The sequence below is a fragment of the Pseudoalteromonas phenolica genome, assembly GCF_005886345.1.
Taxonomy (GTDB): domain Bacteria; phylum Pseudomonadota; class Gammaproteobacteria; order Enterobacterales; family Alteromonadaceae; genus Pseudoalteromonas; species Pseudoalteromonas phenolica_A.
The window spans coordinates 1-12,665 of record NZ_PNEC01000066.1; the positions used below are offsets into that span (position 1 = coordinate 1).

Consider the following 12,665-nt stretch of genomic DNA (forward strand, 5'->3'; position numbering starts at 1 on the left):
GCCGTTTATTAAGGCGTTAGGCGTCTTAAGGAACATCTATGTCGATTGAAAGCATTCAAATAGAAAGACAAATGAACCTACCTCAGGGATATCTGAATTTACTTTCATCTCTTAATGAAGCTGATGAATACTTTTTTAATGAGGATTCTGAAGATACCTCTGATTTTGAAGGGCGTTGTTGGTGTTTTCTTAATGAAGATGAGCTTACTGAAGAAATAGACATGAAAGGTGTTGGTCAATCGTTTGCTCATAAACAACTTGAATTATATATCAAATGTTTTAGTGAATTCAGTAATGACCAGTATGTTACTTCGCCAAAGGGAAGAATTTCGCTCGAACGAGTTATTAATGGATTTGTAATAGCAGAAGATAATGGAGATCTATTGTATTTGGATCAGTTGGATGATTTTTCCGTTTGGATATTCCATCATGACGGCTGTGATGTAATGAAGGTTGCTGATTCTATAGAAAATTGGCTGTCTAGAGCAGTCGTCGCCTAACAAGTTAATCAATAAGGACATAAAATCATAGGCTTGCCGCGGGGCGGCAGTGTAGCCTATAATTTTCTGCCTATTATTAAAGCGTTATGCGTGAAGAAGATTTGAGGTTACTTTGACAGAGATTGACTATACAAAATATACGCTTGAGGAATTACTTGAGTGTAAAGAGAGCATTGATGGTGAAGTTTATCCAGAACGATTAGCACAAATCAATATATTAATTAAAGAGCGAGCCAAGGATAAACCAGTTCACAGAGTATCTATTGCTGATGAAGATGGAAATATTGCTTCGATTAAGACTGGTAGGGCTCCATCTTTTGGATTAGGAGTAGGAGAGATTGCAGGCAGCATTTTATTTGGTTTAATTTGGTTAAATCAAACAGATAATGGAAGCAACGTTCATTTGATTGGCTACTTTGTAATCTTATCTGGCTGCATTTCAGGTGCCTACCATTTGTACAATGCATTTTCGAAAAATCGTTTTTCAGCACAAGATATCGTTGCTCCTGACAAAGAAAAAGATCCGTTTGAATCAGCTTTAAACAGGTCTTCAAATGATAGTGATAATAAGTTTTGTGGTGACTGTGGCTATGAAGTTGAAAAAAAATATAAATTTTGCCCTAAATGTGGAAGCAAGTTTTAGAGGTAAAGCACATAACAAAGTCGTAAACGCGGAAAAAAATTGTTGGCTGTTACGCTTCGCTTTACATTTTAGTCAATCTATTTCACGCCGCTAAGCAAGGCGTGATGTGGAAAAAGTATGCGTGAAGAATTAGTAGTTCTGAAAAAGTATCTAGCTAAGAAAAAAGTTTATAAAGATATTATCGGCATCGATGAGTTATCAATGTTTGAAGGTTATTGTATCTACGATGCTCGAATTGAGATTGAGGTGTTTTACTATGAGCGCGGCCAAAAAATGAATAATAAATCATTTCAAGATATTAACGAGGCTATTAGTTACTTCAAAAACTGGGTGTTAACAGATACAACAACTAGGAAATAAAGCCACATAACAAAATTGTAAGCGCGGATAAAAAACAGTCGGCTTTGCCCCTACCTCACAAGCCGAAACAATGCACTTTTTAGAGCAAAAAATGGTGCTTATTAAACCCTCGTAAGTACTTAAACAACAAGCCTCACAACGTTGTACTCTCTCAGTTAAAAAGATGTAAAAAAAATTGGAACCTCATACAAATTGCGCATAAACTTACTGTACTGGATATATCTCATAGCTTGAGCATTAAATGTACAGTCTTACAGTGTTTAGATTGTGGGTTAAACACCTTCGCTATGTTGTATATGTGCAATCTTTACAAAGTAAAACATAATAAGGGAATATGCTTAAATGAGTAGAGAACTCAAACCAACCAAGTATGCTTTAGAGGTTTATGAAAACTGTTTTTCAAATGAACCCAGTTACCATGTATTTAGTTCAACGCCTTTCTCATCAATTTCTATCGGTGATCGATTCGAACCAAAAGTCACACAGACTTGGGTAGATCCGCCAAATGAACTAACAGAGAAATTTGTAATTTCAGAAGTAGAGCATCTGATTTTTGCGCTTGAATCATACAATACACACAAGGTAATGATTGCGCTCAAAAAAAGCTTCATATAAGTTTGACACCTCAAGAGCCTTTTAATAAGGCTCTTTTTCGATTACATCTCTCGTTTCTTTTCTAAAGCCTCTCAAAATGTTGAAGCATTAAGGCTAAAAATCAAAAAATTATATTTTCAGCCTCATGGGTAAACTTCTTAAACTCTAAAAAATGCGTTAAGTAATATTTTCGGACAACGCTTTCATACACAGTGCTGCTAATTGACATACGTCTTATAGAAACATGATGACGTAAGGGGGTTAATAACCTCAAAAGTTTTGCACTGCAATTAGATATAACTATGTTAAGGTAATTTGCCCTAGTACCTAAAATGGAAGAAATGATGGAGCCAAGTACGCACAATAACTTAAAAAAGCGCTTATCAAAAATCGTATTTGAGTCCTCTTTAATAATTTTTAGTGTCTTACTCGCTCTGGTACTCAATGAATATATAGGCAAAATGAAGGCCGACAAAGAAAAAGCACGCGCGCTGCAAATGATAAAAATTGAGCTCAATGAAAATATGCAAATCCTCAATCGTTGGATCCCCTATCATGAGCAAGTCATTGAGAATTTTAATACCGCAATAAAAAACTTTAATTCAGATAAAGTCACAGATGACTCCCGAATGTTCATCTTAAAACTCATGCCAAACGGCGTCATTCAAGAAATGGTGAGTCGCTCTGCGTGGGAAGCGCTTCAGCAGTCGAGCTCTCGGGTATCTCTAGATATAGAAACCACCTTTGTGCTTGCCAAAGCTTACAGACTGCAAGAATTAAGTGTTGAAACCACCATATTGAACTTTATTAATATCATGAATGACAGAGAGTCGATGAAACCCAATAACCTACGAGAGACTTTGTATTTAATGCGAAGTAGCTTTCAAGAGCTGATGGCACAAGAGAAAAACTTGGTCTTTGTTTATCAACAAACATTAGACGAATTAAGCAAAAGTGAATAACGCGAATAAGTCTTAACTTGAACTGTCAGATTCGAATAATAGAACTCAATCAAATCTGACAGTCACATATGTGCCAACAATTGTCATTCGTGCTAAGTCTATCGCCATTGCATTTCCAAACACATCAGTTAGCTACTTTGTTATCTCTATTAGGCAGTTATGCTCGAATGTAGAGCTTTGTGAAATTTCATTTTATTTTGCACAATGCAAGACCTGACACCATTAATTCTTACACAATGCAAGACCTGACACCATTAATTCTTACTTTTCTTTTTTGCAAAGAATGGCTTGACTTATTAGTCGCAGTGCTGTCAATTGCAGTAATTTTGGCTAGGATGTCATTGAAATTGAGACCTCTAAAATCTTATCTGAAATTAGTTGACCACTATATTTACGTTTCATAGTTTGAATGTATTTTGCGTTACGCCAGTAATATATTTAAAGGTCAATCCCTCTAAAAGTTACATAATATTAAGTGTAATAGGCAGTAATGGCATTTTTTGACATTGTGATTCAGATTTATATCCGAAAAAGTTGTATCACATACCACTTTAAACAAGGAGAGAATCTATGTCTCAATACAAAAGTCGTTCCGAATTTTTACAAGATAACCCCCAAGCCTGTGCATTTGCATCGTTAGCGAATGCAACCAATTTACAAAATCAAGTAACCGATACTTCGTTAAAACATTTAAAACCCAAACAACTTGATGGCAAACGCGTAATTGTAGTTGGTTCAGGTGTTGGCGGGCTAACCACTGCGTATGAGTTATTAAATCAACAGCGCTGCTCTGATGACAGTGACCGCGTTAATGTCACAGTGTTGGAGGCGCAAAATAGAACGGGCGGGCGATGTTTAAGTTTGCGTACCGGAGATACGTTAATTGAAGACCAAGACAGTGAGTTGTTTAATTCATCGCCTAGTCAACCACAAGTAGTGAGATTTAAACGCCCTCAAGGTGATAGTGAGCCGTACTTAAATGCCGGGCCTGGACGAATTCCTAGCTCACATAAGCGGTTATTATCGTACTTAAAGCAATTTTCGGTTGAAATTGAAGTTTATGTCATGAACAGTGGCTCTAACCTTGTACAAAAACAAGATGCGTTTAGTGGTCACCCGATTGTTTACAGACGCTTAGATCATAATACCCGAGGCTGGCTTGCAGAAATGGTTTATGCACAAGCCCAAACACTGCTTGAAAACCAAGCTATAGATAAGTCTAAATTAAATGAACGAGTTGAAGAGCTTAAAAGCTTAATGGTCAGTTTTGGCGAACTCGACAGTAAAGGCCGTTATCATGTGAGTTCTGGTGATGAAGGGTTTGAAAACGGTGTGACCCGTGCAGGTTACACTGAATTACCCGGCGTAGCAGCAGGTGTGATTGCCGAAGCGCTCAGCTTTGATAGCCTATTAGAGTCTAAGTTTTGGCAAGATACACGCTTTTTTCAGCCCAACGACTTTTTATGGCAACCAACCCTATTTCAGCCTGTAGGCGGAATGGATAGAGTACAGCATGCGTTTGCTCAGCAGGTTGCGGCCCTTGGCGGGGATATTTTACTCAGTAGCCCCGTTAAAAAAATTGATTGGGATGAATGCGCACAAGAATTTGTAGTGTCAGTACAAAAAATGGGCTCAGATGAGCTAATAGAGTACCGTTCTGACTATTGTATTTGTAACTTGGCCATGCCATTTTTAAGCAAAATATTATCTGATAAATTACAAGATACAGATCTTAATTCGGGCTTTTCGGCTGAATTCAAAGAAGCATTACATGCTGTCTATACGGCACAGTTCAACCCCGAGCAAGCACCAGGGTATAAAGCGCGCGATGATGGTTATGTGCCCAAGTTTTTGGCTTGTACTTCAAAAGTGGGCTGGCAGGCCGAGCGAGCACTATGGCAAGGGAGCACCATTAACAGTGATGCAATAACACACAATGATGCAGTTAGTGGCGTCAAAAAATCTGAGGTGGGTGTGGTGCCTATTTTTGGCGGCATTTCTTGGACTGACAGTGAAATCCAGCAAATTTGGTACCCTTCGACAGCCTACCAAGATAAAAAAGGCGTACTCACCGGCGCGTATAATTTTGACAAGGTAGCATCTGAGTGGGGTAAATTACCTGTTCAAGCACGCTTAGACAAAGCTAGAGTTGACGCTGGTAGATTTAACCAACCTTTTGCTGAGGGGCTACAAGAAGGCCTTGCGATTGCGTGGCAAAATATGCCTTATATAAAAGGGGGTTGGGCTTATTGGCAGGCTGTAGGAGATGCAAAATTTGCGGCTAAACAGTTTAACCGTATTGCTCAAGGTACATCAGTGAAAAATGCAGATGGCACAGAAAGTGTGCCTTGCTTCTTTATTGTTGGCGATCAAATTTCATCTTTGCCCGGTTGGCAAGAGGGCGCAATTGCAGCAGCTTTGAATGCCGTTACCCGAATTGCAAAACCCGATCAGCCTATTGCTGAGCTGGCAATATTACCAGATACACGCTTAATGGTTGAAGGTATCTAATAGTAGTTTATGTAAAAGGGAGGAAACTCCCTTTTACATATATAAAAATAATCCAGACATACAGCTGAAAGAAATAACAGGATATATGTCTGTATGCTTCTGCTGACAATCGCTGAGCCTCCATATATTTGCCTATAAAGGTTATTACTTTTGGGCTCAATAATTATACTAATTTCATTTGTGAATCTAGGTGACCTGACTCTTCAGAAACGGTAGAGCGAGAAACAGAAACCGATTGACTTTAATGCAGAATCAAAGTTTTACCACACAATTTTATTTGAAGTGTAAATGACGGAACTTTAAATAGAAACACGCATTGTAGCTAAGTGATTAATAAGTAAAAGAAAAGCATCTGAAATGAACTTTTCCTGTGATGTAATGCAAGGCTTTAACTTTCAAAAAGACGCACAATGCCTAATTGGTCACTTATCTCAATTAGAGATCTCAGCGGCGACAAAGGTAGTTTTGAAATTGATATGTGGGTGTCAAACCCAACAAAAATGAGTGGTGATGAAGAGGCAAAAGAAAAAGTAGTTGCTGTCATTTCAAATATTTATTGGGCTGGAGGAACGCGAATCCAATGTACATCGGCTGTCGAATTTCAACAGAGAATAAGGCTAGGGCGGCAACACAACAGCATACAAGATACTATGGCGTCAATAGTTAAATTTAAACTTTTGGCGCTTCCCACATTACCCCATCTCTAAGCATTGAATTTAAGATCACAATCATCTTTCTAACACAGGCAATGATAGCTACTTTTTTTGGTTTTCCTGCAGCTACCAACTTTTGATATTGGCTTTTAAAAACCGGGTTAGATTGTATTGCTGACATCATGGCCATGTATAAAACGGTCCTCACTTGATGACGCCCATCTTGTATTTTTCGCAGGCCTTTGAAGCGGCCACTCTCTCGGTTTATTGGAGCAACACCTACCAATGCGGAAGCCTGTTTATTGGTCATATATCCCAGTTCAGGTAAATTACTAATGATGGATGCTGCTGCGATTTTCCAATGCCTTTCATGCTTTGAAGTAGATCATTTTTAGCCTGATATTCAGGGCATGACTCGATTAATTTGACGATTTTATTTTCTATTTTATTTATCTGATTTTTAAATGCAGTGAGGATAGGCTTTATTGTCATAGCGAGTTCTTTTGGCAATATTTGAAGACGGTTTTTCTCCATTGTTTGCATGACGAGTAACTGGTTTCTATGTGCTACTAAATCGCTCATAAGCTGCATGGTTTCTGGCTTTAGCTGAGAGAGCGACGGTTTGATGGCTTCGCCGTAATAGGCAATTAATTTTGCATCTAACTTATCCGTTTTAGCGCGTTGCCCAATAGCGCCAGCAAAGCGCTTTACATGAACTGGGTTGGCAATGACAAAAGGTAAACCTGCTTTAGCGCACGCCATAATGAATGGCATTTCTAATCTACCGGTGGCCTCGATAATAATGCGTTCAGGCTTATGCTTTTTAATCTTATTAACGGCTTCTCTAATGCCTTTATCATCGTTGGCAACAGTAAAGTAAATATCTAAAGGTCGAATATAAATATCGAGTTGAAATTTACCGGTATCGACGCCGATGTTAATGCTTTGATTTGTATTGGTATTCATATAAGCTAACTCTTGCTTGCATAATGCGGGCTCGGCCGCGCTTGCTATGAAGCAGTAGACTATTCGAGTGTGGTGCTTGGAGTTTTTTACAGCGTTCTTTCTTGTTATCGGTCTCTCAACAGAGGAGCCTTCGCTTAATCGAACTACTGTAAAAGAAGGCTTTAGTTGCAGCTAAAGCTTGGGCCTTACCTTACCTAAATTAGGTTAAAAAGTTTTGGCTGTTTCACTTGGTTTTACATTCAAGCCAACAACTTTTTGCCGTTTACTGAGCTACTTTAACTGATTAAGGCACTTCAATAAGCAACATATTAACCAACTTATTGATTATTATTTCTGAACCTAAAATATCGAACTTATCTTTATGTTTTTATTTATTTTTACAAATAAATTAAAACGTATTTAGTATTTATATAAAATTAAACGGCTGTTTATTATTTGAACAAGTGTGAATTCTCATCTATATCTCTTAAAGCGTTCTACATACATGCTTTTAATACGGTTTTCTCAGGAGGCCCCGATTATGAAATATAGTATTTTAACGGTTTTTCTATCCGTCGCTATTCCCTCATTTTGTTCATTTAGTGCTTTAGCTGAAGTCGCTGTAGTCGTTCACCCTTCCAACCAGGTGAATCTGACCAAAAACGATATCAAGAAAATCTATTTAGGAAAAATGAAAAACTTTGCTGATGGCAAAGTCATTTTACCAATAGATTTAACAGAAGGTAGCGATACTCGTAGTATTTTTAATACAGAGTTGCTCGGAAAATCTTCTAGTCAAATTAAAGCTTATTGGTCGAAGTTAATTTTTACCGGCAAAGGGACACCTCCTATAAATGTCAAGTCAGAAAGTGAAGTCATTAACACTGTATCGACTAATCCAAGCACAATTGGATATGTTGATGCTTCAAAAGTTACTGACAAAGTTAAAGTTATTATCAAATTTTAGGTAAGGGTGAAAAAATGAAAATAACAAACACTTCAATTTTAATATTTATCTTAACTAGTGTAATAGCCTTCACTTCTAAAGCTGATGTTAAGTTTAGTGGTTATGGCTCTGTTGTTGCTGGCCAAACGTTAGATGATGGAGAGCGCTTTACCGCTGATTTCTTTGAAGTAGGCCAGTATGAAAATGAGCTCACTTTTAACGCAGAAACGATGATTGCACTTCAGTTAACCTCGAATCTTGCAGATAATTTGATGATAACGGGACAGCTTACTACTAAAGGAAGCGATGAGTTTAAACCCGAGTTTAGTTGGTATTATTTAACTTACTTTGCTGAAAATGACTGGACAGTGATGCTTGGCCGCCGAAATATTCCAATGTATTACTATTCTGAGTTTTACGACGTTGGGTTTGCTTATCCTTGGATGAGACCACCCTCAAACCTATACTGGTGGCAAATTGTTCAGTTTAATGGTCTTCATGTATCTAAAGATTTTTCATTGGGAGATTTATCAAACAACGTAACAGTCTATTATGGAAATGAAAATTCTGAAGACAATAAAGAAATGGGCTTTTATGCCGAGCAAGGTTTTTACGATACAGCTGAAAACAAAGCCATTGGTGTTAATGAAAATTGGCGTGATATTACAGGAGTTAGTTGGAATATTTCTGGTGACTTCTTTGACGTTCGCATAGCTTATATGGAACATCAGTTAGATCGTGACTTTGTTATGGATAATGACACTATTCGAGTAGGATTGAGAACATCACAAAAGTTTTATGGGGTTGGAGGTTCTTTAGATTTCAATCCATTTACGGTGTTGTTTGAATACAACTACGTAAGACGATACGACACAAATCAAGAAGAATGGCCTACCTTCCTTTTATCCCTTGTTTACACTTGGAACGAGTTTCAGCCATATATCGTGTATTCTAAAGCGGATCAGTATAGGGTCTTTGGTAAAGAGTATGAAGAGCATACTTTGATAAGTTACGGTATTCGCTATGATTTTGCAAATAGTGCTTCGCTGAAAGTACAATTTGATAACTTCAATGATCAAGGTCATGAGCCTTCTGGTTGGGATTTTCACGGTAGCTCTGATACGTTATCGTTTGGCATTGATTTTGTATTTTAGATTAAATGTATCAGGTGAAAAGTATATGTCTAATCCAATATATTTAAAGAAATGATATATATTTTTAAAATACAATATCTTACTAGTCCTTCTATATAAAGCGTTACTACGTTGTACTTTATATAGAAGAGCTAAAATTTTAGGTTACATTGTATTTTTTGCATGATTTGACATGTTAGTAGAGCGAACTTAGCAAAAGATGTTGTGATTTTTAATGGTGCATACATCTGATTTTCCAAGTAAATAATCAGCCAATATTTTTTAGTGGCGTCATCTATGGTAGTTCAGTCAATAGAATGAGTTTTATCAGGCTGTTAGATAATTAAGATTTTAATTTCACGGTGTTTTAAAAAAACGATTTTAACGCTCTGTTTTGCATCTGAATGCTGCTTTTTCACTATAGAAATTTACAGTTTCCCAATGGCTTCCTCTTCTACACCTTTCTATGAATGTCGCACTTATTATCTGAAATCAGGAGAAAGACTTCAATTTATAGCTAAAAAGAGCTGACTTAAAACCTACTTTTTTAGTTTTGGCTAAACCGCAGTGAAACATCAAGCTTTGACGTCGTGCTTTCACTATATAAAAAGGCCATATGAGGCCTTTTTATATTGGGACAGTATTTGTTTTTATAGCTTGGATTTTACTTCTTTGAGTAGTGTTTGAATGGCGATGCTATGACTATTAAATATATCGTCACCAGCAAATATAGGCAGCATTCGCTCAGGTACAAGTCCTTTACCCTCTGATACTTTACCAGTACTGTCTTTGTAGATTTCATTTGATAAACCAAGATGCCAACCGTTTAAAAGCATTTTATCTAATATGTCTGAATGGCTTCCTCTTGTTGTATCACCAACATGTATCACCTGTGGTAATGATTTCATTGCCATTGTGAATGTTTCTGCAGCACTTACAGTATGATCGCTCGTTACTAAATAAACAGGTTTGGTGTAAGCTATATTCTGTGCTACATCAAGGTAATATTGTTGCGAGTGATTACCACCAAAGGCTATTTTTGAATAAGCGAGCCGCTTTTTTTGATTAAAGTAACGAGCCAATACTAAGCCAACTTCATCATGGCCACCACCATTAGCAGTAATATCTAAAACGATTGCATCACTTTTTGAAAGTGTGTTCATCATGGTATCCATAGCCTGCTCGATTGCAGCCATGTCATCTTGAATAGAGGCACTCTCTGAAAAGTCTTGCATTCGTTGTAAGTTGATATAGCCAATATTGTCAATCATACCCCAAATAATGAACTGGCCAATTTCGTTAGCATTACCTTCTAAAACAGCCTCTCGCACTTGGCTTTTATAGTTTTCATACCAATTCAAACGAAATGCTTTGGGGTCTTCAAAGTCATTTTGTTTGGCAAAAGCTCTGTCTAAAGCGGGTCGCAGAGTTCTCGATTTACTTGGTTGATAGAGTTTCGAATTTCCATCGACTTCTGCAGCTAAAAATAAATGTGCATCGTCTAAGTCTTTTAACATGCTAGAAAGCACATTAAACAATTGCGAGTTTGGTGAAGAGTTATTGATTTTGTCTTGATATTTTTTAACTATTTTAGGCCAATTTTGCTGGTAAGTATCGAAGAAGGCATAGTGCTCGGCCATGGTTTGGCTGAAATAATTAAAGTTTTCGACAGGATTTGTGTTTATTGAAGTTATACAGGTTTTAATCAATTCAGCTTGGTTATTTGTCAATCTCTCGAAGTGATATTGAGTTGAGTTTGGTGTGGCACTTACTGAGATGTGGTTTTCATCAATATTTTTAAACACAGCCATGTTTTCGGCAATGTCTGCACTGCTGATATTTTTTTGAATACAACCAGCTTGGTTTCTATCGAATAATTGCATGCCTTCAACGCCAATCTTCATTATGTAACCATACCCTTGTGATTGCCAAACGCCAGTATGATGTTCGAGTGTGAACGTCGAAGAAGTAGGTAATGTGGGGCGGCTATCACACCCTAATAGTAGTAACGCACTGCTGAGTAGTGCTGTTTTTATAATTTGCATATCTAAGCTCTTTTCTAGTTTAAAAGAAGCCTGATAATATGATTTTGTTTGTTTTTTTCGTCCGTCTAAGCTTAATCGTACATCTTAAATAAATTTATTTATTGCTTAAATTGTGTCTAACGAGGTGAAACAGCCGTGCAAGCCAATCTTGAAAATGCGATTCAAATTTTGCTCATAGGTACTTCCTTTGGAGTTTGTTTATTTATGCTTATTCATATTGTTTGGCTTAAAAGAAGCAAATCTTCAAGTTACTATTTAGCCATTTTTTTTATTGCTAATCTGTGCAACCAATTTGATGAGTGGTTTTGGCATCTTAAGATATGGTTATTCGCTCCCTGGCTTACAAATTCATACATACCTTTTTTATACTTACTTGCGCCGAGTTTTTATCTGTATGTAAAACACCTAACTCTGATAAATCAAAAAGTACATTTACGCCGAGAGTTAAAGCACTTGCTTGGCTTTGGTGTAGGAACCATGATGTGTATGCCGTACTTCTTACTTGATGATGATATAAAACTGGCACGTTTGTCATCACCTCCAGGTACTCTAGATCATTTAGGTTTAATAACTTGGGGCCCAACAATGGCTTTATTTTTATTATTGCCTTTTTCTTTCGCATATCTACTAGTAATTACGCAATTATTGACTCGCCATCTTCATACTATTAAAGGTTATTTTTCTAATATAGAAAATCGAGACTTATCGTGGGTCCGTTGGTCAGTTATTGCCTTGGTTATTGCTTTTGTGGTTTCGGTCGTTCGCCTCTTTTTACCTTCAGAATATTCAGAAGTGGGCTGGCAGAATATCGTATTTTTATGTTTTGAATTAATTTGGTTATTAATTGTTGGTGTATTGGCGGTTAATCAGCGACCCATATATGCAGATTCGCAAGAGTCAGAAGTGGCTAAAAGCAATACTGAATCTAAGGATGAAAAGTACCAAAATTCACCAATGCATGACATCGATATTGATAGAATAAAAAGCAAACTGACAAATGCAATGTCTGAAGGCATATATGCTGATCCAAACTTAACTTTAAGAAAATTATCTGATCTCACCGGTGTCACAGAAATAAGGATCTCTCAGGTACTCAACACCTCGATGAGTGTTGGTTTTTATGACTTTGTTAATAGCTGGCGGATTGAGGCTGCTTGTATTGAAATGAGGCAAACAAATGCTAATTTATTAGAGATAGTATTTTCAGTGGGGTTTAATTCTCGCTCAACATTTAATCAAGCTTTTAAAAAACATATGGGCAATACGCCAAGTTCATATAGAAAACAGCTTAGTAATACTAAATACGCTAAATCGAATGTAAAATAATCAAAGTTAATTTTGAGTATTATATTATTTCAAGTGCAGCCCTGAAT

General features: G+C 37.0%; 11 protein-coding genes and 1 pseudogene. 10 read left to right on the forward strand and 2 right to left on the reverse strand.

Annotated features, from left to right (window positions below; genetic code table 11):
- The first annotated feature begins 38 nt into the window (after positions 1-38).
- The 7 genes from CWB72_RS19325 to CWB72_RS19355 all read left to right on the forward strand — a co-directional run bounded on the left by CWB72_RS19325 (position 39) and on the right by CWB72_RS19355 (position 6,277).
- On the forward strand, positions 39-500 hold the full coding sequence (locus CWB72_RS19325) for an SMI1/KNR4 family protein (protein WP_138634799.1): 462 nt from the start codon (positions 39-41) through the stop codon (positions 498-500).
- 112 nt (positions 501-612) lie between these two features.
- Positions 613-1,143, forward strand: a complete 531-nt coding sequence (locus tag CWB72_RS19330) for a zinc ribbon domain-containing protein (RefSeq protein WP_138634801.1) — start codon at positions 613-615, stop codon at positions 1,141-1,143.
- Between the two features lie 117 nt (positions 1,144-1,260).
- Complete coding sequence (locus CWB72_RS19335; protein WP_138634804.1) at positions 1,261-1,503, forward strand: hypothetical protein; 243 nt, start codon at positions 1,261-1,263, stop codon at positions 1,501-1,503.
- A gap of 342 nt (positions 1,504-1,845) precedes the next feature.
- Positions 1,846-2,118 (forward strand): hypothetical protein, encoded by a 273-nt coding sequence (locus CWB72_RS19340; protein WP_138634807.1) that lies wholly within the window; start codon positions 1,846-1,848, stop codon positions 2,116-2,118.
- A 311-nt stretch (positions 2,119-2,429) separates the two neighbouring features.
- Positions 2,430-3,059, forward strand: coding sequence for a hypothetical protein (locus CWB72_RS19345; RefSeq protein WP_138634810.1), 630 nt, complete (start codon positions 2,430-2,432; stop codon positions 3,057-3,059).
- Positions 3,060-3,629: 570 nt separating this feature from the next.
- Positions 3,630-5,570, forward strand: coding sequence for a flavin monoamine oxidase family protein (locus tag CWB72_RS19350; RefSeq protein ID WP_138634813.1), 1,941 nt, complete (start codon positions 3,630-3,632; stop codon positions 5,568-5,570).
- A gap of 410 nt (positions 5,571-5,980) precedes the next feature.
- Positions 5,981-6,277, forward strand: a complete 297-nt coding sequence (locus CWB72_RS19355; protein ID WP_138634816.1) for a hypothetical protein — start codon at positions 5,981-5,983, stop codon at positions 6,275-6,277.
- On the opposite strand, the pseudogene CWB72_RS19360 reads toward CWB72_RS19355, so the two are convergent.
- Positions 6,240-7,189 (reverse strand): annotated as a pseudogene (locus tag CWB72_RS19360) (IS110 family transposase). The gene CWB72_RS19355 and the pseudogene CWB72_RS19360 sit on opposite strands and share 38 nt — an antisense overlap.
- A gap of 520 nt (positions 7,190-7,709) precedes the next feature.
- On the opposite strand from CWB72_RS19360, the gene CWB72_RS19365 reads away from it, so the two are divergent.
- On the forward strand, positions 7,710-8,135 hold the full coding sequence (locus CWB72_RS19365; protein ID WP_138634819.1) for a substrate-binding domain-containing protein: 426 nt from the start codon (positions 7,710-7,712) through the stop codon (positions 8,133-8,135).
- A 14-nt stretch (positions 8,136-8,149) separates the two neighbouring features.
- Entirely contained in the window at positions 8,150-9,268 is a 1,119-nt protein-coding gene (locus CWB72_RS19370) for a porin (RefSeq protein WP_138634822.1), read from the forward strand.
- A 629-nt stretch (positions 9,269-9,897) separates the two neighbouring features.
- On the opposite strand, the gene CWB72_RS19375 is transcribed toward CWB72_RS19370, so the two are convergent.
- On the reverse strand, positions 9,898-11,292 hold the full coding sequence (locus tag CWB72_RS19375) for a S41 family peptidase (protein ID WP_138634825.1): 1,395 nt from the start codon (positions 11,290-11,292) through the stop codon (positions 9,898-9,900).
- A gap of 135 nt (positions 11,293-11,427) precedes the next feature.
- Between CWB72_RS19375 and CWB72_RS19380 the strand changes: the two genes are divergently transcribed.
- On the forward strand, positions 11,428-12,618 hold the full coding sequence (locus CWB72_RS19380; protein WP_138634827.1) for a helix-turn-helix domain-containing protein: 1,191 nt from the start codon (positions 11,428-11,430) through the stop codon (positions 12,616-12,618).
- Positions 12,619-12,665: the final 47 nt, after the last annotated feature.